Origin of the sequence: Neorhizobium sp. T25_13, assembly GCF_002968675.1 — a bacterium.
GTDB lineage: Bacteria > Pseudomonadota > Alphaproteobacteria > Rhizobiales > Rhizobiaceae > Neorhizobium > Neorhizobium tomejilense.
Window position 1 is genome coordinate 349,708 of sequence record NZ_PVBI01000004.1, and the last position, 26,012, is coordinate 375,719.

The 26,012-nt window shown below is 62.9% G+C and carries 21 protein-coding genes; 11 read left to right on the top strand and 10 right to left on the bottom strand.

The features are described 5' to 3' along the window. Positions 1 to 10 precede the first annotated feature (10 nt). Genes C5J22_RS11810 through C5J22_RS11825 form a run of 4 tightly spaced genes read left to right on the top strand, consistent with a single transcriptional unit; the run spans position 11 to position 3,495 of the window. A complete protein-coding gene (locus C5J22_RS11810) occupies positions 11 to 841 on the top strand; it encodes an ABC transporter permease (RefSeq protein ID WP_105438366.1) in 831 nt (276 codons plus the stop codon). Continuing rightward, a complete protein-coding gene (locus tag C5J22_RS11815) occupies positions 838 to 1,620 on the top strand; it encodes an ABC transporter ATP-binding protein (RefSeq protein WP_105438367.1) in 783 nt (260 codons plus the stop codon). The genes C5J22_RS11810 and C5J22_RS11815 overlap by 4 nt, the downstream gene beginning before the upstream one ends. Next, a complete protein-coding gene (locus C5J22_RS11820) occupies positions 1,617 to 2,414 on the top strand; it encodes an ABC transporter ATP-binding protein (RefSeq protein WP_105438368.1) in 798 nt (265 codons plus the stop codon). Before C5J22_RS11815 ends, C5J22_RS11820 begins: the two co-directional genes overlap by 4 nt. Then, the gene (locus C5J22_RS11825; protein ID WP_105438369.1) at positions 2,404 to 3,495 is read left to right on the top strand and encodes an alanine--glyoxylate aminotransferase family protein; all 1,092 of its coding nucleotides are present in this window, start codon (positions 2,404 to 2,406) and stop codon (positions 3,493 to 3,495) included. Before C5J22_RS11820 ends, C5J22_RS11825 begins: the two co-directional genes overlap by 11 nt. Here the strand turns inward: C5J22_RS11825 and C5J22_RS11830 are convergent, their stop codons facing one another. Then, positions 3,496 to 5,052 (bottom strand): VOC family protein, encoded by a 1,557-nt coding sequence (locus tag C5J22_RS11830; RefSeq protein ID WP_105438370.1) that lies wholly within the window; start codon positions 5,050 to 5,052, stop codon positions 3,496 to 3,498. It lies immediately after the preceding gene. Between the two features lie 342 nt (positions 5,053 to 5,394). On the opposite strand from C5J22_RS11830, the gene C5J22_RS11835 reads away from it, so the two are divergent. Beyond that, positions 5,395 to 7,248, top strand: coding sequence for an ABC transporter ATP-binding protein (locus tag C5J22_RS11835; protein WP_205837173.1), 1,854 nt, complete (start codon positions 5,395 to 5,397; stop codon positions 7,246 to 7,248). Positions 7,249 to 7,258: 10 nt separating this feature from the next. Then, positions 7,259 to 9,157 (top strand): ABC transporter ATP-binding protein, encoded by a 1,899-nt coding sequence (locus C5J22_RS11840; protein ID WP_105438371.1) that lies wholly within the window; start codon positions 7,259 to 7,261, stop codon positions 9,155 to 9,157. Positions 9,158 to 9,293: 136 nt separating this feature from the next. On the opposite strand, the gene mmsB is transcribed toward C5J22_RS11840, so the two are convergent. The 6 genes from mmsB to araD1 form a co-directional block, all read right to left on the bottom strand. Next, a complete protein-coding gene (gene mmsB / locus C5J22_RS11845) occupies positions 9,294 to 10,484 on the bottom strand; it encodes a multiple monosaccharide ABC transporter permease (protein ID WP_105400691.1) in 1,191 nt (396 codons plus the stop codon). After that, a complete protein-coding gene (gene mmsA / locus C5J22_RS11850) occupies positions 10,484 to 12,043 on the bottom strand; it encodes a multiple monosaccharide ABC transporter ATP-binding protein (RefSeq protein ID WP_046667670.1) in 1,560 nt (519 codons plus the stop codon). Before mmsA ends, mmsB begins: the two co-directional genes overlap by 1 nt. 56 nt (positions 12,044 to 12,099) lie before the next feature. Beyond that, positions 12,100 to 13,131 carry a multiple monosaccharide ABC transporter substrate-binding protein gene (gene chvE / locus C5J22_RS11855; protein ID WP_245282809.1) on the bottom strand — a complete coding sequence of 344 codons (1,032 nt, stop codon included), beginning with the start codon at positions 13,129 to 13,131 and terminating at the stop codon, positions 12,100 to 12,102. Between the two features lie 115 nt (positions 13,132 to 13,246). Next, positions 13,247 to 15,091 (bottom strand): IlvD/Edd family dehydratase, encoded by a 1,845-nt coding sequence (locus C5J22_RS11860; RefSeq protein ID WP_105438526.1) that lies wholly within the window; start codon positions 15,089 to 15,091, stop codon positions 13,247 to 13,249. Between the two features lie 2 nt (positions 15,092 to 15,093). After that, positions 15,094 to 16,020, bottom strand: coding sequence for a Gfo/Idh/MocA family protein (locus C5J22_RS11865; protein ID WP_105438372.1), 927 nt, complete (start codon positions 16,018 to 16,020; stop codon positions 15,094 to 15,096). A gap of 7 nt (positions 16,021 to 16,027) precedes the next feature. Further along, on the bottom strand, positions 16,028 to 17,020 hold the full coding sequence (gene araD1 / locus C5J22_RS11870; RefSeq protein WP_105438373.1) for an AraD1 family protein: 993 nt from the start codon (positions 17,018 to 17,020) through the stop codon (positions 16,028 to 16,030). A 327-nt stretch (positions 17,021 to 17,347) separates the two neighbouring features. On the opposite strand from araD1, the gene ytfQ reads away from it, so the two are divergent. The 5 genes from ytfQ (at position 17,348) to C5J22_RS11895 (ending at position 22,714) form a co-directional block, all read left to right on the top strand. Beyond that, positions 17,348 to 18,307: a galactofuranose ABC transporter, galactofuranose-binding protein YtfQ gene (ytfQ, locus tag C5J22_RS11875; RefSeq protein WP_046667494.1), complete on the top strand. Its 960-nt coding sequence runs from the start codon at positions 17,348 to 17,350 to the stop codon at positions 18,305 to 18,307. 107 nt (positions 18,308 to 18,414) lie between these two features. Then, positions 18,415 to 19,941 (top strand): sugar ABC transporter ATP-binding protein, encoded by a 1,527-nt coding sequence (locus C5J22_RS11880; protein ID WP_105438374.1) that lies wholly within the window; start codon positions 18,415 to 18,417, stop codon positions 19,939 to 19,941. Continuing rightward, positions 19,938 to 20,987 carry an ABC transporter permease gene (locus tag C5J22_RS11885; RefSeq protein ID WP_105438375.1) on the top strand — a complete coding sequence of 350 codons (1,050 nt, stop codon included), beginning with the start codon at positions 19,938 to 19,940 and terminating at the stop codon, positions 20,985 to 20,987. The genes C5J22_RS11880 and C5J22_RS11885 overlap by 4 nt, the downstream gene beginning before the upstream one ends. Continuing rightward, entirely contained in the window at positions 20,984 to 21,970 is a 987-nt protein-coding gene (gene yjfF, locus C5J22_RS11890) for a galactofuranose ABC transporter, permease protein YjfF (RefSeq protein WP_105400686.1), read from the top strand. Before C5J22_RS11885 ends, yjfF begins: the two co-directional genes overlap by 4 nt. Then, the gene (locus C5J22_RS11895) at positions 21,971 to 22,714 is read left to right on the top strand and encodes a FadR/GntR family transcriptional regulator (RefSeq protein WP_105400685.1); all 744 of its coding nucleotides are present in this window, start codon (positions 21,971 to 21,973) and stop codon (positions 22,712 to 22,714) included. A gap of 6 nt (positions 22,715 to 22,720) precedes the next feature. Here the strand turns inward: C5J22_RS11895 and C5J22_RS11900 are convergent, their stop codons facing one another. The 3 genes from C5J22_RS11900 to C5J22_RS11910 all read right to left on the bottom strand — a co-directional run bounded on the left by C5J22_RS11900 (position 22,721) and on the right by C5J22_RS11910 (position 25,973). Continuing rightward, a complete protein-coding gene (locus C5J22_RS11900; RefSeq protein ID WP_105438376.1) occupies positions 22,721 to 23,869 on the bottom strand; it encodes a M20 family metallopeptidase in 1,149 nt (382 codons plus the stop codon). A gap of 167 nt (positions 23,870 to 24,036) precedes the next feature. Next, entirely contained in the window at positions 24,037 to 24,897 is an 861-nt protein-coding gene (locus C5J22_RS11905; protein WP_105438377.1) for a shikimate dehydrogenase, read from the bottom strand. A 62-nt stretch (positions 24,898 to 24,959) separates the two neighbouring features. Further along, positions 24,960 to 25,973, bottom strand: coding sequence for a TRAP transporter substrate-binding protein (locus tag C5J22_RS11910; protein WP_105438378.1), 1,014 nt, complete (start codon positions 25,971 to 25,973; stop codon positions 24,960 to 24,962). Positions 25,974 to 26,012: the final 39 nt, after the last annotated feature.

The following is a 26,012-nucleotide window of genomic DNA, read 5'->3' on the forward strand; positions in this document are numbered from 1 at the left end:
GAGGGCGTGCATGAGGCTCCTACGCGATCTCGTCCGGACGCCGGAAGGCGTGATCGGGCTCGGCATCCTGGCGGCTCTGGTGCTCGTGGCATTGTTTGCGCCGATGCTGTCCGCCGGCGATCCGCTGCGCATCGCCGGCCGGGCGCTGCTGCCGCCCTTCACCGACCCCGCTTTTCCGCTCGGCACAGACCGGCTTGGTCGCGATGTGCTGGCCGGCATAATCCACGGAACCCGCACCTCGCTGGCGGTCGGCCTTGCGGCGGCGCTGGCGGCGATTGCCATCGGCCTATGCGTCGGGCTGACGGCCGGCTTTGCCGGCGGCGTGGTCGACGAAGGGCTGATGCGCGTCGTCGATGCCTTCCAGATCGTCCCGAGCTTCCTGCTGGCGCTCGCCTTCGTCAGCGTCATCGGCGCTTCGGTGCCGGTGGTGGTGCTGGCGATCGCGCTCGGGGCCTGGGCCGATCCAGCGCGGCTGACACGAGCGCAGGTGCTTTCGATACGCGAGCGGGATTACGTGGCTTCCGCCCGGGTGATCGGCATGCATCCCGCAGAAATCGCCCTCCGGGAGATATTGCCGAACGCCCTGCCGCCGGTGCTGGCGCTGTCCGCCATCATCGTCGCGGCGGCGATCCTCACCGAAGCCGCCCTTTCCTTCCTCGGCCTCGGCGACCCGAACGTCGTCACCTGGGGCTCGATGATCGCAGAGGGCCGCAACATCCTGCGCTCCTCGCCGTCGCTGTCGATCTTCCCGGGCATCGCGCTGGTGGTGACCGTCGTCGGCGTCTACCTCTTCAGCGAAGGCCTGACCAAGGCGCTTGGCGGCCGGAGGCTGGGGCCATGAGCACGCTTTGCGAGATCAGAAACCTCTCGGTCACCTATCGTGGCCAGACGCTGCCGGCGCTGGACCATCTCGACCTCGACATCGTCGCCGGCGAGCGGCTGGCGATCATCGGCGAAAGCGGATCCGGCAAAAGCACGCTTGCGCGCGCGATGGCCGGCCTCTTGCCGCCGGGTGCGAAACTGGCGGGCGAGATGCGCTGGTCCGCGGGCGAGCCGCCTTTGCCCGGCCGTGATCTCGGCTTCGTTTTCCAGGACCCGTCCTCCAGCCTGAACCCGGTTCTGACGATCGGCGAACAGGTGGCCGAAGGCGCCCGGCGGCATCTCCGGTTGTCTTGGAGAGAGGCTTATATCCATGCGCTAAAAATGCTGGAGCGAGTCCGCATTCCGGAGCCGGAGAAGGCGATGAAAGCCTTTCCGCACCAGCTTTCCGGTGGCCAGCGCCAGCGCGTCGCGATTGCCGCCGCCCTTGCCGCCAAGCCCGGCATCCTGATCGCCGACGAGGCGACCAGTGCGCTCGACATGGTCGTGCAGGCCGAGATCGTCTCGCTGCTCGACGAACTGGTTCGCGAGGCCGGCATGACGCTGATCTTCATCACCCATGACATCGCGCTGGCTTCTGGTTTCGCCGATCGCGTGGCAATCTTCAAAGATGGCAGGCTCGTTGAAACTGGCCCGACCGAACTTGTTCTCTCGTCCCCCAGAGAGGCCTACACAAGGACGCTGATCGCCAGCCATCGCGATCTCGCGACGCCTCCGCTCATTCGGGAGGCAACGCCGTGACGCTGCTCGCGATCGAAAATCTCTCGAAGCGTTTTTCGTCCGGCGGCCGTGAAGTTGTGGCGGTCAGCGATGTTTCGTTGACGCTAGGACCCGGCGAGACGCTCGGCCTCGTCGGCGCCTCGGGCAGCGGGAAATCGACCCTCGCCCGAATCCTGATGCGGCTGCTGCCTGCCGATGGCGGCGCCATCCGGTTCGAGGGCGAGGATTGGCTTTCGCTGTCCGGCGCCAATCTCCGCCATCGTCGCGCCAGGATGCAGATGGTGTTTCAGGACGTGCTGGGCGCCTTCAACCCGCGCGCCACCGTTGCCTCGGTCTTGAATGACCCACTGCGTATCCACAACATCGTGCCGAAAGCCGGGCGAGCGACGGAGATCGCAATGCTGCTCGATCGCGTCGGCCTGCCCGCGAACTATGCCGAACGCTCGATCCGCGAGGTTTCCGGCGGCCAGCGGCAGCGTATCGCCATTGCCCGTGCCGTCGCCACAAAGCCGTCGCTGATCGTGCTCGATGAGGCGGTATCGGCGCTGGACGTCTCGATCCGAGGCAAGATTCTCGAACTGCTGGTCGAGCTACAAGAAGAGCGCGGCATCAGCTATCTTTTCGTCTCGCACGATCTCGCCGTCCTGCGCGCCGTCTCGCACCGGATCGCCGTCATGGATGCCGGGCGGCTGGTCGAGACCGGGCCGATGCGGCAGGTGATCGAAAATCCGCAATCGCCTGCAGCCCGGGCCCTGGTCCATGCCGTACCGCGCCTTTTGACAGAACCAACGGAAGGACCCTCCCATGACGTTTGACCGCTGGAACCCGCTGAACGACGCGCCGTCCTTTCCCACTGCGCGTTATTCCACGATCGCCGACCGGATCGCCAAAATCCTGAAGACCCGCAACGACGTCCTGCTGATCCAGGCAGAAGCCGTCGTCGCGCTGGAAGCGGCCGCCCTCAGCCTCGCCCGCCCCGGCCTCAAGGCGATCAACATCGTCACCAGCATGTATGGCGGCTGGTTCGGCACCTGGCTCAGGCGTGGCGGCGCCGAGGTCGTCGATCTCGCCGCAGAGCCCGCCCGTCCGATCAGGCTGGAAGCGGTCGAGGCGGCGCTGAATGCACATCCGGACATCAAGGTCCTGGCCCTAGTCCATGCGGAATCGGCAAGCGGCATCCGCAACCCGTTGGAGGAGATCATAGCGCTCGCCCGCTCGCGCGGCATCGTCACGGTGGTGGATGCGGTCGCTTCGATCGGCGGCCATGCACTGAGCATCGACGAACTCGGCATCGACATCGCCGTTATCGGCCCGCAGAAGGCGCTGGCGGGACCGGCCGGGGTTTCGGCGCTCTCCGTCAGCCCGGCCGCCTGGAAACTGATTTCTGAACAAGGGGCGCCAAGGGATTCCATTCTCTCGCTTATCGACCAGAAAGCCTGGCTCGAAACCGGCCGCGGCGCGTTATCCGGCACCACCGCCCCGCTGGAATTTTTCGCGCTCGAAGCCGCCCTCGATCGCGTCGAGGCGGAAGGTATCGACGCGATCGTTGCCCGGCATGTCCGCGCCGCCCGGGCGACCCGCGCGGCACTCGCTGCCATGGGCGGCGAACTCTGGGTCGATGCCTTGCATGGTTCGAACCTGGTGACGGCGGCCAGGCTTCCGGCCGCAGCCGATCCAACCGCCGTGCTCTCCGTCGCCCCGCGCGGCATCGAGCTTTCGGCCGGCGTCGGTCCCGGCGCCGAACGGCTGATCCGGCTCAACCATACCGGCCAGCGCGCCCGTTTCGATATCGTGCTCGGCAACCTGACGGCCTATGGCATGGCGCTTCGCCGGCGGGGGTTCAAGGCAGACATATCCGCCGCCGTCGATGCCATCGCCCTGCATTACGGCGATTGATCAGAAGCCTTTTTCCACCAGCCAGTCGTGGGCGATCACCTCGTCCTCGGTGCCGATCCCGTGGTTGGCATCGAGCGTCCTGGCGGTAAGTTCCGCTCCGTCAGCGAGAAGTCGCTCTTCGAGTTCCCGGGCCAGCGAACCGTAAAAATCGTCGGTCGCGCTGAGCGACAGGACATGCGTGCCGGAAAGATCGACTGCCGGCCGATCTTCCAGGCAGTTCATCGACCGCAGCAGGATCGCTCTGCGGATCAGCTCCGGATGAAGCTGCATCACCGCGCCGATCATGTTGCCGCCGTTGGACCAGCCGGCAAAACTCGTCCGCGCCGGATCGACGCCGTAGGCTGGGCCGAGTTCCTCCACGAAGGCGACGAAGGCCTCCGCTTCCGAGACGATCTCCTTCTGATCGAACGTCGTCTCCGTGAAACGACGAAAATATCGCGGATGCCCCTCGTCCGTCGATCGTCCGCGCACCCCGATCAGCATGGCGTTCGGAGCGGCCTTGCGTCCGAAAGGCAGCATGGTCGTTTCATTGCCACCGCTGCCGTGCAGCAGCACCAGCGTCGAACCGTCCCAGCTCTCCGGCATGTGGATGCGGTGCACGAAAGGCAGGTCGCGATAAATGATGCGCTCCTCCCCCGGCAGGCCGAACTGCGGCAGCATCACACGCAGGACATCGTGATCTTCCTTGAAATGCGCTGGGATGAACAGCTCGGACCCGAGCGTTTCAACCGGCTCGTCGGCCGTGAAACCCGGCCCGTCCGTCGCAAGTTCGATCAGCGTACCGGACGGCTCGCGGACATAAAGCGAATGGAAATAATGCCGGTCATGCATGTTCATCTCGCCGGCATCCTCCGCCAGCAATCCCGCATGCACCGCCTCGACCTCGGGCCGATTGACGGCGCGAAACGCGATATGGTCGATCGTGCCGGCGCCGGGTGCCGCAGTCCAGAAACCGCCCGCACCGCGGACATCGACGATATCTCGCGCATCCGACACCAGCCGCTGGATATTGCCCTCCTTCGGCCCGAGCCTGAGGCCCATGTGCCGTGTTAGAAATTCCGCCGTCTGCTCCGGCTTTTCGGAAAGGATCGTCGCACCATGGATTTTTCGGATCGCATCCGCTTCGGTTATGCCGCCGCCGCTCCACCAGACCCAGGGCGTCGTGTCCTCGACGCCGACGAGCTTGACGATGATGCCGTCGGGGTCGGCCAGTCGCAACACCGGTTCGCCGAACTCCTGGGCGGGGCCGGAAAACTTGACGTTGAACTGCAGCGCCCGCGTCAGCCAGAAACCGACCGCGTCGGGCGCAATCGCAAAACTGATCTCGCTCGGCGCCCCATGCCCGACGCGCCCAAGCGAGCCATCTTCCCAGGCGAGGAAGGTCACCAGCGAGCCGGGTGTCGCAGCGCCATCACCGTAGAAGAGATGAAGCTGGCGGGCATCCTCGAAGCCCGCCGTCCTCTTGACGAGCCGCAGGCCGAGAAAGCCCGTGTAGAAATCGACATTCGCCTGGATCTTGCGGGTGATGGCGGTGATGTGATGCAGGCCGCTGGTCATGCGAAAGCCGAACCTTTTCCAGTGAGTTACGGCGCGACGATATCAGCCCGGAACCGAGCTTGCGATATGCACGGAGACAAAAGAAACCGCGGTCAACATCCGGATCCACATTTTCCTCCCTCATCCGCATGCTCAGGCATTGGAATACCGGCAGGCTCGTTGCTGAAAATTCAGGCGCCACACAGGTCAAAAATTCACCACTGCGGGCTCGGTTTTTGGTCCAAATCGGTTGACTGATTCAGCACCATTATGCAGGCTAGATCGAGGTCTCGAATCTTCATCTCATAATGGCCGTCTTTCCGGATATTTTTCCGGCTCTGTAATTCATTTTGGAATAAACCCGTGAGCAGCGATGCAACAGTTCGCGTCGCGAAGCCGTCGGCTTCGTTGGCGCTGGTGAATGCGGCAGGTTGGGGCAAAGGCTTCTCGATACTGACCCGCATTACCGTCATGGCCTTCCGTCATCCGTGGCAATCGAGCTTCGCGATCGGCGCGACCCTGATCGCCTGCGCCTTCCAGCTGATGATCCCGCGGCTGCTTGGCGAGGCGGTGGATCACACGCAGGTGGCGCTGACCGGGGGCGATGCCGGCCAGGCGGCTCAGGATGCGCTTCTGACGACTGCCCTGCTGCTCCTCGGCGCCAGCGTGCTCCGCGGCGTTTTCACCCTGTTCCAGAACTACTACAGCGAGGCGGTCGGCCACCATATGGGCTATCGCCTCCGGCTTGCCTGTTACGAAAAGATCCAGCGGCTCTCCTTCAGCTTCCATGACAGCATGCATTCGGGCGACCTGATCACCGTCGGCCTTCTCGACCTTGAAGGCGTGCGCATGTATTTCTCGACCGCGCTGGTGCGCATGGTCCTGTTGACCGTGCTGATCGGCATCGGCGCCTACCTTCTGCTGTCGACCGACGTGGTGCTCGGCCTGCTGGCCCTGAGCTTCGTGCCGTTCGTCGGTTGGCGGTCGTCGGTGACGCAGCTCCGGCTGCGCGCCACCTGGCTCGACCTCCAGGAACGGCTTTCGGTTCTGACCCGCGTGATGGAGGAAAATCTCGGCGGCATCCGCGTCGTGCGTGCCTTCGCCGCACAGGACCACGAGCTCGAGAAATTCGACACGGCATCGAAGAGCGCGGTGTCGCTGGCGCATCAGCGCGTCGGCATCCGGGTCGCCAATACCAGCGCCATGACGCTCTCCTTCTTCGCCTCCATGGGCCTGGTGCTCTGGGTCGGCGGCACCAAGGTAATGGCCGGCGAGATGACCGTCGGCACGCTCACCTCCTTCCTCACCTTCATGACCATCCTGCAGATGCCGGTTCGCCAGCTCGGCCTGATGGTCAACGCCTTTGCTCGCGCCTCTACCTGCGGTGCACGCCTGTTCGAACTGCTCGACCTCGATATCGCCATCAAGGACGAGAAAGGCGCCAAGGAGCTGAAGGTCACCGACGGCACGCTGCGGTTCGAGAATGTCGATTTCGCCTATCCGGGCGCCGAACAGCATCAGGTCCTGACCGGCGTGTCCTTCGAGGCCAAGCGCGGCGAGACGATCGGCATCGTCGGCCCGCCCGGCAGCGGCAAATCGACCATGGCCCACCTGATCCCGCGTTTCTACGATGTGACGGGCGGCAAGATCACCATCGACGGCCAGGACATCCACAGCGCTACGCTGCAATCGCTGCGCCGGTCGGTGGCCGTGGTCCAACAGGACAGTTTTCTGTTCACCACGACGATCGAAAACAACATCGCCTATGGCGACCCGTGGGCGAAGGAAGGACGCATCGAGCGTGCCAGCGAAAGTGCGCAGCTCCACAATTACGTGCTCGGCCTGCCGACCGGTTACGGCACGGTCGTCGGCGAACGCGGCGTTTCGCTATCCGGCGGGCAGCGGCAGCGCCTGTCGATCGCCCGTGCGCTGATGCTGCGCCCGGCCGTAATGGTGTTCGACGATTCGACCGCCGCGATCGATGCCGGCACCGAGCAGCGCATCCGTACCGCGATGCGCAGATATGCAGCCGACCGGGTGACGATCATCGTCGCCCATCGCCTGAGCTCGCTGATGCATGCCGACCGGATCCTGTTCATGGAAGAAGGCCGCATTGTCGAAAGCGGAACGCATGACGAGCTGCTGGCGCTCGGCGGCCGCTATAAGGCGCTTTACGATCTGCAGGTACGTCCGGGCGACGACGCGCTCAGCGCCTGAGGGAGGATACATGGCCGAGGAACTGGAAACCGAACGCTCCGACGTTCGCGACGACGGCAGGCGCCCGCCGCGCGCGGTGGTCGGGTCTCACCGCATCGAAGAGGAAATCTTCGGCAAGATCTTCGACAGCAACATCGTCAGGCGCATCTGGAGTTTCGTGCGGCCCTACCGCACCAAGATCTATTGGGCCGTGCTAGCGGTGCTGACCTTCACGGCCATGCAGCTCCTGATCCCGCTGATCATCCGTTACGCGATCGACCACGGCATGCAGGCCGGCGCAGACAGCCAGTCGATATTGATCTGGTCGATCGTTGCCTTTCTCGTGGCGATCGTCATCAATTTCGGCGCCAGCTATGCCCAGGAAACGCTGGTCGGCGGCGTCGCCGAAGACGTGCTCTTCGATATCCGCAAGGCGATGTTCACGCATCTGCAGCGCGTCTCGCTCTCCTGGATGGACAAGACGGAGGTTGGCCGCCTGATGTCGCGCCTGCAGGGCGACGTCAATTCCATGCAGGAATTCCTCGAAACCTCGGTTCTCTCGGTCGGCGATATCACTCTGCTGTTCGGCATTGTCTTCGTGATGCTGACGCTCGATTTCAAGCTCGGCCTCCTGACCCTCTGCGCGCTGCCCGTACTCTTCGTCGTGCGCCTCTTCTGGCTGCCGCGTGCGAGAAAATCGTTCATGGCGGCGCATGAAACCAATTCGATCGCCAACGGCGCGCTTGCCGAAGCCATCCACGGCGTGCGCGCCGTCCAGAGCATGGACCGCCAGAGCGTCAACTTCATGCTCTATGACGACAAGGCGCGCGCCAACCTCAACACGCATCTGAACGCGGCGAAATACGCCCAGGTGATGGTGCCGATCGTCGACTCTTTGACCGGCCTTGCGATGGCTCTCGTCGTCGTGGTCGGCGGTGCCCGCGTGCTCAACCAGGCGCTCGACGTCGGCGTCATGGTCGCCTTCCTGTTCTACATTCAGCGCTTCTTCGACCCGATCCGGTCGCTGACGCTGCAATATTCGGTGATGCAGCGCGCCATGGCGTCCGGCCAGCGCCTGACCGAAGTGCTGGACGTGCCGGTCGACGTCCGGGATGCACCGAACGCCAAGGTCCTAACATCGGACATGGACGGCTCGGTCGAATTCAAGGACGTGGTCTTCGGCTACAATCCCAAGCACCCGGTCCTGAAACATGTGAGCTTCAAGGTGAATCCGGGCGAAACGGTCGCGCTGGTCGGCCCGACGGGCTCGGGCAAGTCGAGCTGCATGTCGCTGATCCATCGTTTCTACGACGTGCAGCAGGGCCAGGTTCTGGTCGGCGGTCACGACGTGCGCGACCTGACGCAGGAATCGCTCGGCCGGCAGATCGCCATGGTGCTGCAGGAACCGTTCCTGTTCACCGGAACAGTGTTCGAGAACATCCGCTACCACAAGGCGGACGCGACACGGGAACAGGTGATCGAGGCCGCCAAGGCGGTCGGTGCCCACGACTTCATCATGCGCATGCCGGAGGGTTACGAAAGCATCCTTGGCCAGCGCGGCGGCAATCTCTCGCTCGGCCAGCGCCAGCTTCTGAGTTTTGCCCGCGCGCTTGTGGCGGACGCGAAAATCCTGGTGCTCGACGAGGCGACCGCCAATATCGACAGCTATACCGAAATGCTGATCCAGAAGGCGCTCGTAAAGCTGCTCGAAGGCCGCACCGGGCTCGTCATCGCCCATCGCCTTGCCACCATCCGCGAGGCCGACCGTATCATCGTGCTGCAGAACGGCGAGCTGATCGAGAGCGGCAATCACCGCGAGCTGATGAAGAACAAGAAGCTCTATTCGAAGCTCTACAACCTCAACTACTCGTCCTTCGACGATATCCCGGAGGATGTCATCGAAGAGGCCGTGACCGAGCAGGCGACCTGAAGCCGGTCTGGACCGCTCCACTCATCGCCCCTGGAAGCCGACGCGGTTGACAGGGCCAATCGCAAAAAAGCCCGGAGGCGTCTGACGCATCCGGGCTTTCGAGTTTCATCTGGCAATCTTGAAGGAAGGCCTCGCCTCAGCGGCGCTGGTTGTAGACGTCGACGCAGACGGCGCCGAGCAGAACCAGGCCCTTGATCACCTGCTGATAGTCGATGCCGATGCCGAGGATCGACATGCCGTTGTTCATCACGCCCATCAGGAAGGCGCCGATGACCGCACCCGTCACCTTGCCGACGCCGCCATAGGCGGATGCGCCACCAATGAAGCAGGCCGCGATGACGTCCAGTTCGAAGCCGGTACCGGCCTTCGGCGTAGCGCTGTTCAGTCGTGCGGCGACGACGAGCCCGCCGAGAGCCGCAAGCACGCCCATGTTCACGAAGGTGAGGAACACCAGCCGCGTGGTCTTGATGCCGGAAAGCTCGGCTGCGCGGGCGTTGCCGCCGACCGCATAGATCTGCCTGCCGATCACCGTGCGGGTGGTGAGGAAGCTATAGGCGGCAATCAGCACCGCCATGATGATCAGCACGTTCGGCATGCCGCGATGCGACGAGATCAGGAAGGCGATGTAACCGACGCCCGCCAGGATCAGCAGGTTCTTGGCCACGAAGAAGCCGAACGGCTCCGTCTCGACGCCATGCGAAACGCGCCGCTTGCGGCTTGCGAAATTCTGCACGATGAGGATGACCGCAAGCACCAGCCCGAGCAGGAACGAGGTGATGTAGAGGCCGCCGGTCGACGAGATCAGCTCGACGACGTAACCGGACGAAAGCTTCTGGAAAATCGGCGGGAAAGGACCGATTGCCTGGCTCCCGAGGATGGCGATCATCAGTCCGCGGAAGACCAGCATGCCCGCCAGTGTCACGATGAAGGACGGTATCTTGAAATAGGCGACGAAATAACCCTGGGTCGCCCCGATCAAGCCACCGACAGCAAGGCTGATGACGATGACGACGGCGAAGTTGAGGCCCCACTGAACCATTAGCAACCCGGCAAAACCGCCGATGAAGCCCGCGACCGAACCGACAGACAGGTCGATATGGCCGGTGACGATCACCATCAGCATGCCAAGTGCCATGATGACGATATAGGAGTTCTGCAACACGATGTTGGTGACGTTGAGCGGCCTCAGGAGCACGCCGTCCGTGGCGATCTGGAAGAAGATGACGATCACGACCAGCGAGATCAGCATGCCGAAATCGCGCAGATTGTCCTTCAGAAAACCGCCCACGCTCTGAGGCGCCGATATCGTTTCCTGCGGAGTACTCATTATTCTCTCCCTTTGCGCCGCATGATGGCGCGCATGATATTTTCCTGCGTGGCTTCCTCGCCGGCTACTTCGCCGACAAACGCACCTTCGTGCATCACTACGATACGGTCGCAGATGCCGATCAGCTCGGGCATTTCCGACGAGATGACGATCACCGCCTTGCCCGCATCGGCGAGTTCGTTGATGATTGTGTAGATTTCATATTTCGCGCCGACATCGATGCCGCGCGTCGGCTCATCGAGAATGAGCACGTCGGGACCGGTGAACAGCCATTTCGACAATACCACTTTCTGCTGGTTGCCGCCGGACAGCTTGCCGGTCTCCTGGTAAACGTTGTGGCTGCGGATGCGCATCCGGCCACGGAATTCCTGCGCCACTTTCATCTCTGCGATGTCGTCGATGACGCCGCGGGAAGAAACGCCGCCGAGATGGGCGAGCGAGACGTTCTTGCGGATATCCTCCGAGAGAACCAGCCCGAGCTGCTTGCGGTCCTCGGTCACGTAGGCAAGGCCGGCCTTGATCGCCTTGTGGACGTCGGAAAGGTCGAGTTCCTTGCCGTGCAGCTTGGCGGTGCCGGTAACGTGGCGCCCCCAGGACCGGCCGAACAGGCTCATGGCGAATTCGGTACGCCCGGCGCCCATCAGGCCGGAAATGCCCACGACCTCGCCTGACCGCACCTTCAGAGAGACGTTCTTCACCACCTGCCGGTCCGAGTGCATCGGATGATAGGCGGACCAGTTCTCGACTTCGAAGATGACGTCGCCGATCTTTGGTTCACGCTTCGGATAGCGGCTTTCCAGATCGCGGTCGACCATGCGTCGCACGATCTCGTCTTCGTCGACGGGACCGGCATGGCAGTCCAGCGTGCCGACGGTGCGGCCGTCGCGCAGCACCGTGATGCGATCGGCGACCTCGGAAATCTCGTTGAGCTTGTGCGAGATCATGATCGAGGTAATGCCGTTGCGGCGGAATTCCTTGAGCAGTTCCAAAAGCGCGGCACTGTCGGTCTCGTTGAGCGACGCGGTCGGCTCGTCGAGGATCAGCAGCCGCACGTCCTTGGACAGCGCTTTGGCGATTTCGACCAGCTGCTGCTTGCCGACGCCGATATTGGTGATCAGCGTATCCGGCTGTTCTGTAAGCCCCACCTTCGCAAGCAATGCCTGGGTGCGCTTGTGCCGTTCGCTTCGGTCGATCACCCCGCGGCTCGCCGGGGGATTGGTCAGGAAGATGTTTTCCGCGATCGACATCAACGGAATGAGTGCCAGTTCCTGATGGATGATGATGATGCCGAGCTTTTCGGAATCGTTGATGTCGCGGAAATGCCGCTCCTCACCCCCGAAAAAGATGGAGCCCTCGTAGGAACCGTGCGGATAAACGCCGGAAAGCACTTTCATGAGGGTCGATTTGCCAGCGCCGTTTTCACCGACGAGGGCATGGATCTCACCCTCCTGAACGGCGAAGCTGACATCGGAAAGCGCCTTTACGGCGCCAAAGCTCTTCGAAATCGCCCGCATCTCGAGGATGGGTGGCTTTTCGGCAAGCTGAACGGGATCGAGCATGATCACTCCGAAAAAAAGGTCCGCGCGGCAGAATACCACCGCGCGGATTAAAAGGCTTACTTAAGCTGCGATTCTTTGTAGTAACCGCCGTCCACCAGAACCTGCTTCCAGTTGGTCTTGTCAACCACGACCGGCTTCAGGAGGTATGACGGAACGACCTTCTTGCCGTTGTCATAGGTCTTGGTGTCGTTGACAACAGGCTCCTTGCCGCTCATCGCAGCATCGACCATGTCGACGGTGACCTTGGCAAGATCGCGCGTGTCCTTGAAGATCGTCGAAGACTGCTCGCCGGCAATGATCGACTTGACGGACGGGACTTCTGCGTCCTGGCCGGTAACGATCGGCATCGCCTGACCGCCGGAACCGTAACCGACGCCCTTCAGCGACGACAGGATACCGATCGAGATGCCGTCATAGGGAGACAGAACGCCGTCCAGCTTCTTGCCGGAATAGGTCGACGAGAGGATTGCGTCCATGCGGGACTGGGCGGTTGCCGGATCCCAGCGCAGCGTCGCGACCTTGTCCATGCCGACCTGGCCGCTGCCGACCTTCAGCACACCCTTGTCGATCAGCGGCTGAAGCACGCTCATCGCGCCGTTGTAGAAGAAGAAGGCGTTGTTGTCGTCCGGCGAACCGCCGAAGAGTTCGATGTTGAACGGGCCCTTTTCGGTGTCGGCCTTGAGGCCCTTCACCAGCGAAGTAGCCTGCTGAACGCCGACCTGGAAATTGTCGAAGGTGGCGTAGTAGCTGACGTTCGGCGTATCGCGGATCAGGCGGTCATAGGCGATGACCTTGATCTTCTGGTCGGCGGCCTGCTGCAGCACGTCGGAAAGCGTCGTGCCGTCGATCGAGGCGATGACGAGAACCTTGGCGCCCTTGGTGATCATGTTTTCGATCTGCGCGAGCTGGTTCGGGATATCGTCTTCAGCGTACTGAAGGTCGGTCTTGTAACCGCGCTCTTTCAGGACCTTGACCATGTTGTCGCCGTCCGCGATCCAGCGGGCGGAAGACTTGGTCGGCATGGCGACGCCGACGAGACCCTTTTCCTGTGCGCTGGCCGGAGCCGCAACGACCAGACCGGCCAACATGGCCGCGGTCGCGAGATATTTGAACATTCGCATGGATTACTCCTCCTTTGGAGCGGCTCCCTTCGAGCCGCCAATTTATCTAAGGGCGGCCTCCGCCGCCCTGGGACCGAAACGGTCAGTGATTATCGCGCGGAATGCCGTTGGTCTGGGCAATCCGCTGGTATTTGACGGCCGGCTCCAGCACTGCGCCGGTTTCAAGCTGTCCAACATAGTTGCGCTGGATTTCCTGCCAGGGCGTCTGATGCTTCGGGTACTGGTAACCCCCCGCCGCTTCGAGTGCCTTGCGGCGCTCCGCCATCTCCTCGTCGGAGATCAGGATGTCCGCGGTGCCGCGACCGACATCGATACGCACGCGATCGCCGGTCCGCAGGATGGCGAGACCGCCACCGGCTGCTGCTTCCGGCGAGGCATTGAGGATCGACGGGCTGCCCGACGTTCCCGACTGGCGGCCGTCGCCGATGCAGGCGAGCGACGAAATACCCTGCTTCAGGAGATAGTCCGGCGCACGCATGTTGACGACTTCGGCAGCGCCCGGATACCCGATCGGGCCGGCGCCGCGCATGAACAGGACCGTATGCGCATCGATTTCGAGCGACGGATCATCGATCCGGTGATGATAATCTTCCGGCCCGTCGAACACGACCGCCCTGCCTTCGAAGGCCTCCGGATCGTTCGGGTTGGAGAGATAACGCTGACGGAATTCCGGCGAGATGACGCTGGTCTTCATGATCGCCGAGGAGAACAGGTTGCCGCGCAGCACCCGGAAGCCCGCATGGGCCTTCAAAGGCTCGTCGTAGCGGCGGATGACCTTCTCGTCTTCGATGATGGCGCCACGGCAGTTCTCGCCGATCGTCTTGCCGTTGACCGTCATGGCGTCCTCATGGATGAGGCCCTGGGTCATCAACTGGTTGACGACTGCAGGCACGCCGCCTGCATGATAATAGTCCTCGCCGAGATATTCGCCGGCCGGCTGCAGGTTGACGAGCAGCGGCACTTCCTCGCCGTAGGTCTGCCAGTCGTCGACGGTGAGTTCCACGCCGATATGACGGGCAAGCGCGTTAAGATGGATCGGCGCGTTGGTCGAACCGCCGATCGCCGAATTGACGCGGATGGCGTTGATGAAGGCTTCCTTGGTCAGGATCTCGGAAGGCTTCAGGTCTTCCTTGACCATCTCGACGATGCGGAGCCCGGTCAGATAGGAGACTTCCTGCCGGTCGCGATAGGGCGCCGGGATCGCCGCCGAGCCGGGAAGCTGCATGCCGAGCGCTTCCGCGAGCGAGTTCATCGTCGTCGCCGTGCCCATCGTGTTGCAATAACCGGTGGACGGCGCCGAGGAGGCGACGAGCTTCACGAAGCCCGCATAGTCGATCTCGCCCTTGGCCAGCAACTCGCGAGCCTTCCAGACGATGGTGCCGGAGCCGGTGCGCTCGCCACGGAACCAGCCGTTCAGCATCGGACCGACCGACAGCGCGATCGCCGGAATGTTGACGGTGGCCGCCGCCATCAGACAGGCCGGCGTGGTCTTGTCGCAGCCGATCGTCAAAACGACGCCATCGAGCGGATAGCCGTAAAGCACTTCCACAAGGCCGAGATAGGCAAGGTTGCGGTCAAGGCCGGCGGTCGGGCGCTTGCCCGTTTCCTGGATGGGGTGGACCGGGAACTCGATGGCGATGCCGCCTGCCTCGCGGATACCCTCGCGCAGACGATGCGCCAGTTCCAGATGATGCCGATTGCACGGCGAAAGATCGGAACCCGTCTGGGCGATGCCGATGATCGGCCGGTCGGACTGCAGTTCAGCCTGGCTGAGACCGAAATTCATGTAGCGCTCGAGATAGAGCGCCGTCATGTCCACATTCGACGGGTTGTCGAACCACGCGCGCGAGCGGAGCTTTCTGGCCGCCTGGCGCCCCTTGTCGGTTTCAGCGATCTCGTTCGAAGTTACGTTTTCCGAATTGGTCATCATCAGTCCTCAAATACGTCTGTTTGAATGCGCCGGCCCAGCATAAAGGCATCGGCGACATGCACCAGCGGCGAGAAATCGGTATCGCTGCAGCTTTCTGCCACCAGCGTCACGAAATCACGATAGAGATTGCGGTATTCCTTGTCTTCCTCGACGATCGCGCTTTTGCCATCGACGAAAAGGCGGCTGCCGCCATGGGTCAGAACGATCGGCCCCTCGTCGGTCTCGACGCGGATATCCCAGGTCTGCGGCCCGGTCTGGCGCCAGTCGAACTCGGCCGAGACCGGAACGCCGCCATCGGTCTCGAAAGAGAGGCTTGCCGCGATCGGCGCCGCCCGGTTTGCCGGGAAGGTCAATTCGGATCGGGTGAGGTGAAAACTTTCCGGCAGGATGCGCGTGACGATCGACAGCGCGTTGATGCCGGGATCGAAGACGCCGAGGCCACCCGGCTCCCAAATCCAGGCCTGACCGGGATGCCAGTGGCGGACGTCTTCCTTCCACTCCACCGCAACGCTGCGAATCCTGCGTTTGGCAAGCAGCGCCCGCGCCGGCTCGACAGCTGCGGCGGCGCGCGAATGCCAGGTCGAAAACAGCGAAACGCCTTTTTCCCTGGCAAGCTTCTCCAGCGCATAGACTTCCGAAAGCGTCGCACCCGGCGGCTTTTCGAGCATCACATGCTTGCCGGCATCGAGCGCCGCCTTTGCCTGCTCGAAGCGCCCGACGGGCGGCGTACAGAGAGAAACAGCGTCGAACTTGACGTCCGAAGCGAGCAGATCGCCGATCTCATGGAAACAGGCGATGTGGTCGAGCTTGGCGTGACGGCTGGCGACGGCCACGAGTTCGATGCCGTCGGTTGCCTCGATCGCGCCGAGATGCTGATCCCTTGCGATCTTTCCAAGCCCGACGATGGCGACGCGGATGGGAGCCATGGCCGCCTCAGAGCTTCTTGATCGTCACAGGCGTGTCCGCCGCGACGGTCAGCCGGTTGACGAGCGGCAGCTTGAAGGGAGCCGCGGAAATCTCGAAAACGTCGCCCGGCTCCGTCTTGACACCCTCGGAGAACGACAGAGTCGCCGTTCCGAAGAAATGGACATGCAGATCGCCCGGCTGGCGGAAGATATCGTATTTGAAATTATGGTGTTCGAGGTTGGCGATCGTGTGCGACATGTTCGCCTCGCCCGAGAGGAACGGCTTTTCGAAGATCACCTCGTCGCCGCGCCGCACGAGTGACGTGCCTTCCACGTGGTCCGGCAGGTCGCCGACCAGAAGTTCCGCGCCGAGCGCCGCCTGGCGCAACTTGGAATGGGCGAGCCAGAGATAGTTGCCCTTCTCGGTCACGTGGTCGGAAAATTCGTTGGCGAGACAGAAGCCCAGCCGGAAGGGCGTGCCGTCCGGACCGATCAGATAGATGCCCGCCAGTTCCGGCTCCTCGCCGCCATCGAGCGCGAAGGCCGGCGACACCAGATCGCTGCCGGTGGCGCGAAGCTGCGAGCCGTTGCCCTTGTAGAACCATTCCGGCTGCACGCCGGCCTCGCCGGGTTTCGGCTTGCCGCCCTCGACGCCCATCAGGAACATGCGCATCGAATCGGTCGGCTTTTCCGCCGCCTGTGCCGCCTTGTGCATCTTGTCGCGACCATCGGCCGAGCCGAGATGCGTCAAACCGGTGCCGGCGACGATGAAATGTGCCGGGTCCGGATGGGTGATCGGCAGGCCAAGGCGCCCCTCGCCCGTGGCCTTTTCGAGATCGACGACATCGCCGAGACCAGCCGCTTCGATCCGCTGAGCCAATGTCTGGCCGGCGGCAATCGCTTGGCAGGCAAGATCATAGGTGGACGAAACGCCGTTCACCGCCCGGGCAGCACCTTCGCCATCCCACGCGACAACAATAGACGCACCAGCGCCATCCAAGACCTGAAGAACCCGCAACATCGATTTAATCACCCAAATGCTTCCAATACCAACATGACGTCTCCTGTCGCCATGCCACTCCTCCCATCAGAACCATCAGGCCCGATGTAGTCATTAATACGACTATTGGATTGGCATCGGGCTTGTCAAGGAGGAGGAAAACCGCTTCCGGCAATCCAGATCTTTTTAAGAATGCCATTTATCCCAGGGATTCAATCGATTGTTGCCCTCGAAAGTGGCAGGATGCCGCCTTTCTTGAAATTTTTTCAAAAATAGCGCTTGAAAAAGTAATATTATATGCCAATCCTTGGGCCGTCAGTTCGCTTATCATCTCTGGGAGGATTTAGGATGAAAAGAGCTCTCGCGGCAGCTGTAGCCGCTCTTACCCTATCGTTGGCATCCGGCGTTTCCGCCGCGTCCCTTACAGTCGGTTTCTCGCAGATCGGATCCGAATCCGGCTGGCGTGCTGCTGAAACCACGGTCACCAAGCAGGAAGCCGAAAAACGCGGCGTTACCCTGAAGTTCGCCGATGCGCAGCAGAAGCAGGAAAACCAGATCAAGGCGATCCGTGGCTTCATCGCCCAAAAGGTCGACGCGATCTTCATCGCACCGGTGGTCGCCACCGGCTGGGATGCGGTTCTCAAGGAAGCCAAGGAAGAGAAAATCCCGGTCATCCTGCTCGACCGCGACATCGACGCACCGAAGGACCTCTACCTGACGGCCGTTACGTCCGACCAGGTGTTCGAAGGCAAGGTCGCCGGCGACTGGCTGGTCAAGGAAATCGGTTCCAAGACCTGCAAGGTCGTAGAACTTCAGGGCACGACCGGTTCTTCGCCGGCCATCAACCGCAAGAAGGGTTTCGAACAGGCGCTCGCGGGCCATTCCAACATCAAGATTGCCCGCTCGCAGACCGGCGACTTCACCCGCACCAAGGGCAAGGAAGTCATGGAAAGCTTCATCAAGGCTGAAGGCGGCGGCAAGGATATCTGCGCGGTCTATGCCCATAACGACGACATGGCCGTCGGCGCCATCCAGGCGATCAAGGAAGCCGGCTTGAAGCCCGGTACCGACATCAAGGTCGTCTCGATCGACGCCGTGCCGGATATCTTCCAGGCGATGGCCAAGGGCGAAGCCAATGCGACGGTCGAGCTGACGCCGAACATGGCCGGCCCCGCCTTCGAAGCCCTCAATGCCTATCTCAAGGACAAGAAGGCTCCGCCGAAGTGGATCCAGACGGAATCGAAGCTCTACACCGCCAAGGATGACCCGATGAAGGTCTACGAAGCCAAGAAGGGTCTCGGTTACTGACCTCCCGCCGCCCGGCTCCACCTCATACCCCTTAGAGCCGGGCAACTCAGCAACCGGAGCGGTGCACCTCGCCGCTCCGGTTCTTCGATAGACGCGGGACTTTAGGCATGTCGGATACAAACTCACTTTTGGAAGCCCGGGGCATCGGCAAGGCCTTCCTCGGCATCACAGCGCTCGACGCCGTCGACTTCACGCTCGAGCGCGGCGAAATCCATGCGCTGCTCGGCGAAAACGGCGCCGGTAAATCGACTCTGATCAAGATCCTGACCGGGGTCTACAGCCGCGATCACGGCACCATGCGCCTCGACGGCGCGGAGGTGACGCCGGCCAGCGTCGCGGAGGCGCAAGGCCTCGGCATCGGCACCGTCTACCAGGAGGTCAATCTCCTCGAAAACCTGACGGTCGCTGAAAACCTCTTCCTCGGCCGCCAGCCGCGCCGTTTCGGCCTGATCGACCGCCGCGAAATGCGCCGCCGCTCGAAGGCGCTTCTGGAGCGCTACGGCCTCGATATCGACGTCGACGCCCTGCTCTCGTCCTATTCCGTTGCCGTCCGCCAGCTTGTCGCCATTGCCCGCGCCGTCGATCTGTCCGGCAAGGTCCTGGTGCTCGACGAGCCGACCGCCAGCCTCGACGCTCACGAGGTAGAGATGTTGTTTGTCGTCCTGCGCCGGCTGCGCGAGGAAGGCCTCGGCATCATCATCATCACCCATTTCCTCAACCAGGTTTATGCGGTCGCCGACCGTGTCACGGTCTTGCGCAACGGCCGGCTCGTCGGCACCCGCAAGCTCGCCGAGCTGCCGCGGCTGGAGCTGATCTCGATGATGCTCGGCCGCGAGCTGCAGCACATCACCCGCGAGCATCAGGCGCAGGAAGAAACCATAGCCTCGACAGCCGAAGCGCCGATCCGCTTCTCGGGCTACGGCAAGCGCGGCAGCGTCGCGCCTTTCGATCTGGACATCCGGCCCGGCGAAGTGGTTGGCGTTGCGGGCCTGCTCGGTTCCGGCCGCACCGAGACCGCCTTCCTGCTTTTCGGCATCGACCGCGCCGACAGCGGCACGGCGACCGTCGACAACCAGCAGGTCGCCCTCTCCTCTCCGGAAGCGGCGATTGCCAGCGGCTTCGGTTTCTGTCCCGAAGAGCGCAAGACGGACGGAATTATCGGCGATTTTTCCGTCGCGGATAATATCGCGCTTGCGGTGCAGGCCCGCCAGGGCTGGGCAAAACCGATCTCCTCGCGGGAGAAGGCAGCCCTTGCCGAAAGCTTCATCAAATCGCTGGATATCCGGCCGGCCGATGCCAACAGGCAGATGAAGTTCCTCTCCGGCGGCAACCAGCAGAAGGCGATCCTCGCCCGCTGGCTCGCGACCGGGCCTCGTCTGCTGATCCTCGACGAGCCTACCCGCGGCATCGATATCGGCGCACATGCGGAAATCCTGAAAATGATCGAAAAACTCTGCGCCGATGGCATGTCGCTGGTGGTCATCTCCTCGGAACTGGAGGAACTGACCGCCATCGCCCACCGTGTCATCGTGCTTTCCGACCGCAAGCATATCGCCGAGCTCAAGGGCGATCGGGTGACTGCCGACAACATCATGCAGGCGATCGCAGCGCCGGGCCACACGGAGGCCGCATGATGGACCGCTTCACCCGCCGGTTGAAACGGCTAGCACCTCAGATCATCGCGCTTGCGGTCATCCTCGCTCTGATCACAGCAGTTGCGCCGGGCTTCCTCAACGTCTCCTTCCAGAACGGCCGTCTCTACGGCAGCCTGATCGACATCCTGGTGCGCGCCGCCCCCGTCGCGCTGCTGACGATCGGCATGACGCTGGTCATTGCCACCCGCGGCATCGATCTCTCGATCGGCGCCGTGATCGCCATCTGCGGCGCGGTGGCCGCGACGCTGATCGCAAACGACTATCCGCTGCCGGTCGTGATCCTGATCTCGCTCGGCGTCGGCCTCCTCTGCGGCCTGTGGAACGGCGTTCTGGTCGCCCTCCTCGATATCCAGCCGATCATCGCCACGCTGATCCTGATGGTGGCCGGCCGCGGTATCGCCCAGCTGATCACCGAAGGCGTGATCCTCACCTTCAACAATGACAGCTTCGCGGCGCTCGGCTCCGGTTCGCTCGGCGGCATCCCGATCCCGATCCTCATCTGGGTCTGCGCCGCCCTGATCATCGGCCTGCTGGTACGCCGCTCCGCGCTCGGCTTCCTGATCGAGGCGACCGGCATCAACCGCCGCGCCGCGACCCTTGCCGGCGTGCGCGCCCGCTTCCTGCTGTTCTTCGTCTATGCGATCTCCGGCATCTGCGCTGCCATCGCCGGCCTGATCGTCACCGCCGATATCCGCGGCGCCGATGCAAACAATGCCGGTCTCTGGCTGGAGCTCGACGCGATCCTCGCCGTGGTCATCGGCGGCACCTCGCTGAACGGCGGACGGTTTTCCATCACCGCATCGCTGATCGGCGCGCTGATCATCCAGTCGATCAACACGGGCATTCTGGTCTCGGGTTTCCCACCGGAATTCAACCTGATCATCAAGGCCGGCATCATCATCGTCGTCCTGACCCTGCAGTCGCCGGCGATCATGGCGCTGTTCGGCTTCGTCAAGGCCTCGCGGCGCAAGGGCGAGACCGCATCCCGCGAGACATCCCACAAGGCGGAAGGAACGGTTCGATGATCCATACCCGCAACCTGCCCTTCGTCACCACGCTCGGCATCTTCGTCATCGCCTATGCCCTCTGCGTGCTGCAGTTTCCGAACATGCTGTCGATGCGCGTCATCGGCAACCTTCTGACCGACAACGCCTTTCTCGGCATCGCCGCGGTCGGCATGACTTTCGTCATCCTGTCGGGCGGCATCGATCTGTCGATAGGCTCGGTGATCGCATTTACCAGCGTTTTCGTCGCCGTCCTGGTCGGCTCTCTCGGCGTTCACCCGCTGATCGCCTTTGCGGCCGTCCTGGTCATCTCGACCCTTTTCGGCAGCCTGATGGGAGCGATGATCCGTTATCTCGGCATTCCGCCCTTCGTGGTGACGCTCGCCGGCATGTTTTTGGCCCGCGGTGCTGCCTACCTGATCTCGACGGAATCCGTGCCGATCAGCCACGAGATGATCGACACGATCCAAGGCTTCTACTTCCGCTTCCCGGGCGGCGGCCGTCTGACCATGCTTGCCATGCTGATGCTGCTGGTGTTCGTCGTCGGCGCCTTCGTCGCGGCTCGCACCCGCTTTGGCGCCAATGTCTATGCGATCGGCGGCAGCGAGCAGTCGGCCGAGCTGATGGGTGTCCCCGTCGGCTCCACGACGGTCGGCATCTATGCGCTGTCCGGCTTCCTCTCGGGCCTCGCCGGCATTGCCTATACGCTCTATACCTCGTCCGGTTATTCGCTGGCGACGGTCGGCGTCGAACTCGATGCGATCGCGGCCGTCGTCATCGGCGGCACGTTGCTGACCGGCGGCGTCGGCCTGGTCGCGGGAACGTTCATCGGTATTCTGATCCAGGGCTTGATCCAGACCTACATCGTCTTCGACGGCACGCTGTCGTCGTGGTGGACGAAAATCGTCATTGGCATCCTGCTCTTCGTCTTCATTGTATTGCAGCGCGGAATCATCTGGTATTCAAACCGGCGACTGGCCGAGAGCCGGCTGAAGGAGATCTGAGTGGGACTTCTGGAAACGACGATCAGTGGGCGAAAGCGCCGCAGCAACCACGCACATGTGGTGGCGGAGCTCGGCCGGGGGATCGTTTCCGGCAAGATCCCGGAAGGCTCCCTGCTGCCCGGCGACACCGAGCTTTCGGCCCGTTTCGGCGTGTCCCGCACGGTGTTGCGCGAATCCATGAAGACGCTCGCCGCAAAAAGGCTGGTCGAAGCGAAGGCCAAGGTCGGCACGCGCGTGCTCGACAAGGCCAGCTGGAACTTCTTCGATTCGGACGTGCTCGGCTGGCGCTTTGAATCCGGGCTGGATTTCGAATTCATCGAGCACCTCGCCGAAATGCGCATGGCGCTGGAACCGGCAGCGGCAGCAGCAGCAGCGCTGCGCGCCTCCAGCGACGACATCGTTGCGCTCTACGCGATCGCCGCGAAATTCGACGATCTCTCCCATACCCCGGAAACCATCGCCAAGGTGGACCTCGAATTCCACCTCGCCATCGCCCGCATGTCGGGCAATCCGTTCATGCGCTCGGCGAGCGCGCTGATCGAGGCGGCGCTTGCCATTTCCTTCCAGCTCTCCTCGCCGGCCGCCTCGCCGGAAAAGATCGACGAGGTCGCCACCAACCATCTGAGGATCGCCCATGCGGTCGCCTCCCGTGATCCTGACAGGGCGATCTCCGCCATGCGGCACGTCATCGAGGTCGGCAAGGTCCGCATCGCCAACTCGTTCGAAGTGACCCTGCCGGCCTGAGACAGGTTATCTCGCTTCGAGCGAGATCATCAGGTTGGCGAGCAGGGCGGTGCGCGGCGCAACGCTGCTGACGAAGATATGCTCGTTGAACGTATGGGCGCCGGCACCGTCTGCACCGAGCCCGTCGAGCGTCGGCACGCCGAGCGCTGCCGTGAAATTGCCGTCCGAGCCGCCGCCCGTCGTCATTCCTTCCAGCGCGATGCCAAGACCGCCGGCGATCTCTGCGGCAACATCGAAAAGACGCCTGCCCTCTTCGGTCTGCGCGAACGGCGGACGGTTCATCTGGCCGTCGATTTCGAAGGTGATGTCCGGATCGACAGGCTTCATCGCCTCGATCTTGCTGGTGATCTCCCTGGCGATCACATCGTCGGGAACACGAACGTCAACCTGCAGACGGCATTCCGCCGGCACGGTGTTGCGGCCCGTCCCGCCCTGGATCGTGCCGACCGTGACGGTAACGCCGCGTTCGGTGTCGTTGAGCGCCTCAAGCTCCAGAACCAGCCGGGCGGCGGCGCGAATGGCACTCCGGCCATCCTGCGGCCTCGTACCGGCGTGAGCGGCATGCCCCCGCACGGTGACATCGTACATGGCGACCCCTTTGCGGGCGACGACGATCTTGCCGCCGTCGCGGGCGGGCTCCACCACCAGCGCATAACCTGCATTCTTCGCCGCTTCTTCCATGAAGGCGCGCGACGACAGGCTTCCCATCTCCTCGTCGGGCACGAAAATCAGGTCGATCGGCATCCTGCTGCCGTGCCTGACTGCGAGCTTCATCGCCTCGAGCGCCATCAGCGCGCCGGACTTCATGTCGTAGATACCGGGGCCATAAAGTTTGTCCCCTTCCTGACGCAGCGGCAGCTGATTGCCGATCACGCCCACCGCATGCACGGTGTCGAGATGCGCCAGTATCAAAACGGTCTTTTCGTTGCTGCCGGCCGGGCGCGGCGAGCGGATCGCCAGGATATCACCGAAACCGAGCGTGCCGGGCACCCGCTCCGTCTCCAGACCGGCCGCCTTGCCAATCGCCTCAACGCGATCCGCCAATACATTGACAGCCGCGGCGTTCGGCGTCGGCGTCTCGATCTCGACCCACTGCTTCAACTCGTCGATGAGAGCCTTGTCGTCGATATCTTTGGCGGAAATGGCAAGCGTCATGGCAATAACCCTGGGCGTTCTTCGGCGGGGATGATGCCGCAGAAGGTGCGGCCCGGCCACTATAGTCGGCCAAGCCAGGATCGCCAGACCCACTGCCGAGATGACCGGCAAAAATCCCAGGCAACCCAGATGGGCACTATGTTACGAGCAGGGGCGGAAGATTTCCGTCAGACTGTCAGTGCCTCGAAATGCTGGAGCATGCGGGCGGCATCCGGCTCCCGGCCGGTGAACAGCTGAAAGGCGCCGACTGCCTGGAAGACGGCCATGCCGCCGCCGTTCAGCACCTGGCAGCCGCGTTCCCTGGCAACGCTCAGCAGCTCGGTCTCGAGCGGGAAATAGACGATCTCCGCCACCCAGTGATGCGGCCGGAGAAGTTCCGGCGGCAGCGGCAGGCCCGGATATTTTGCCATGCCGGTCGGCGTTGCATGGATGATGCCCGAGACGTCTTGCATCGCCGAAACGATATCGGATGACGCCTGTATCGAGGCGTCCGGAAAGAGTGCCGACATCGTTTGGGCAAGCTGCTCGGCCCGATCAGGCTCGCGATCGAACACCGTGAGTGCCTTCAGACCGAGGGACAGGATCGCGTAGGCCGTCGCAACGCCTGCGCCACCGGCGCCGATCTGAACCGCCGCGCTCAGATCGGCCCCCGGCAGACCGCGCCGGAAACTCTCGGCGAAACCCCACCAGTCGGTATTGTGGCCAAAACGCTTGCCGTCCCTCAGCACCACCGTGTTGACGGCGCCGAGCGCCCTCGCCTCGTCGGAGAGGTCGTCGAGATAGGGAATGACCAGCTGCTTGCAGGGGTGCGTGATGTTGAGGCCAATCAGCCCGCGTGCTTCCGCGTCGTCCAGGAGATCAGGCAGGCTGCTGGGCGTCAGGCCGAGCAGACTGAGATCGATCAGCTCATATTCGTAGCGAAAACCTTGGGCCGCGCCTTCCTTCATATGCATGGCCGGCGTCAGCGACGCCTGGATGCCGGCGCCGATCAGCCCGGCCTTCAAGGGTTTCAGCAATGTCTCGGCCATGGGTATCGCGCCTCGTTTCGGTGGAAGAGCCGGCCCGCCGTAAAGACGGGCCGACGCGGATGTTACTTCTTGCGGACGGCGTCCAGTTCCTTGAAGAGCAGTGAAACGGTGTCGGCACCCACATCGGCGCTGAACTTGTCGATCAGCGGCTTCACGGCATCGCGGATCTTCTGGGTTTCGGCGGCGTTGAGTTCGGTGACCTGCATGCCGGTCTTCTTGATCTCGTCGAGCGCCTTGGCGTCCGCTTCGCGGGAAACCTTGCGCTGGAAGTCGCGGGCCTCGGTCGCAGCCGACTGGAGAATGCCCTTCTCCTCTTCGTTGAGGCCGTCCCAGAACTTCTTGCTGACCAGCACGATCTGCGGATTGTACTGGTGACGGGTGACCGTCAGGTACTTCTGCACCTCGTAGAACTTGGCATTGATGATGTTCGCGAACGGATTTTCCTGGCCGTCGACCGTTCCGGTTTCAAGCGCGGTGTAGAGTTCCGTATAAGGGAGCGGCACGGCATTGGCGCCGAGGCTGTTGAACAGCTCGATCGGGATCGGCGACTGCAGCGTGCGGATCTTCAGGCCCTTGATATCTTCGAGCTTGGTGACCGCGCGGCGATTGTTGGTGAGGTTGCGGAAGCCGAGTTCCCAATAGGCGAGACCGACGAGCCCGGTCGCCGGCAGCTTTTCGGAAAGGCTCTTGCCGAAGGCGCCGTCCATGACCTTGTCGGCTTCTTCCCCGCTGTTGAACAGGAACGGCAGGTCGACGGCGCCGAACGCCTTGACGTTGCTCGACAGGATGCCGGCATTCAGCACCAGCATCTCGACCACGCCGCCCTGCAGCGCGGAGACGGTCTGCACGTCGCCGCCGAGCACGCCGCCCGGAAACAGCTTGACGTCGATCTTGCCGCCGCTCTTCGCCTTGACGATTTCGGCGAATTTTTCCATGCCCGTGACCTGCGGATGGCCCTTGTTGTTGGCGGCGGCGAACTTCAGCGTATGCGCGCGAACTTCGGCGGACGCCGTGCCGGCAAACAGCATCACCGGCAAGGCGATCCCGAGCGCCAGTTTCATCATCTTGTTGAACATGCTTTCCTCCCACTGGTGGCCGGGGTCCCCCACGGCCGG

Excerpts from the sequence above, each read along its gene's own strand:
- C5J22_RS11810 (WP_105438366.1), top strand. The coding sequence starts at position 11 with ATGAGGCTCCTACGCGATCTCGTCCGGACGCCGGAAGGCGTGATCGGG.
- C5J22_RS11815 (WP_105438367.1), top strand. The coding sequence starts at position 838 with ATGAGCACGCTTTGCGAGATCAGAAACCTCTCGGTCACCTATCGTGGC.
- C5J22_RS11825 (WP_105438369.1), top strand. The coding sequence starts at position 2,404 with ATGACGTTTGACCGCTGGAACCCGCTGAACGACGCGCCGTCCTTTCCC.
- C5J22_RS11830 (WP_105438370.1), bottom strand. The coding sequence starts at position 5,052 with ATGACCAGCGGCCTGCATCACATCACCGCCATCACCCGCAAGATCCAG.
- C5J22_RS11840 (WP_105438371.1), top strand. The coding sequence starts at position 7,259 with ATGGCCGAGGAACTGGAAACCGAACGCTCCGACGTTCGCGACGACGGC.
- mmsB (WP_105400691.1), bottom strand. The coding sequence starts at position 10,484 with ATGAGTACTCCGCAGGAAACGATATCGGCGCCTCAGAGCGTGGGCGGT.
- mmsA (WP_046667670.1), bottom strand. The coding sequence starts at position 12,043 with ATGCTCGATCCCGTTCAGCTTGCCGAAAAGCCACCCATCCTCGAGATG.
- chvE (WP_245282809.1), bottom strand. The coding sequence starts at position 13,131 with ATGTTGGCCGGTCTGGTCGTTGCGGCTCCGGCCAGCGCACAGGAAAAG.
- C5J22_RS11860 (WP_105438526.1), bottom strand. The coding sequence starts at position 15,091 with ATGACCAATTCGGAAAACGTAACTTCGAACGAGATCGCTGAAACCGAC.
- C5J22_RS11865 (WP_105438372.1), bottom strand. The coding sequence starts at position 16,020 with ATGGCTCCCATCCGCGTCGCCATCGTCGGGCTTGGAAAGATCGCAAGG.
- araD1 (WP_105438373.1), bottom strand. The coding sequence starts at position 17,020 with ATGTTGCGGGTTCTTCAGGTCTTGGATGGCGCTGGTGCGTCTATTGTT.
- ytfQ (WP_046667494.1), top strand. The coding sequence starts at position 17,348 with ATGAAAAGAGCTCTCGCGGCAGCTGTAGCCGCTCTTACCCTATCGTTG.
- C5J22_RS11880 (WP_105438374.1), top strand. The coding sequence starts at position 18,415 with ATGTCGGATACAAACTCACTTTTGGAAGCCCGGGGCATCGGCAAGGCC.
- C5J22_RS11885 (WP_105438375.1), top strand. The coding sequence starts at position 19,938 with ATGATGGACCGCTTCACCCGCCGGTTGAAACGGCTAGCACCTCAGATC.
- yjfF (WP_105400686.1), top strand. The coding sequence starts at position 20,984 with ATGATCCATACCCGCAACCTGCCCTTCGTCACCACGCTCGGCATCTTC.
- C5J22_RS11900 (WP_105438376.1), bottom strand. The coding sequence starts at position 23,869 with ATGACGCTTGCCATTTCCGCCAAAGATATCGACGACAAGGCTCTCATC.
- C5J22_RS11905 (WP_105438377.1), bottom strand. The coding sequence starts at position 24,897 with ATGGCCGAGACATTGCTGAAACCCTTGAAGGCCGGGCTGATCGGCGCC.
- C5J22_RS11910 (WP_105438378.1), bottom strand. The coding sequence starts at position 25,973 with ATGTTCAACAAGATGATGAAACTGGCGCTCGGGATCGCCTTGCCGGTG.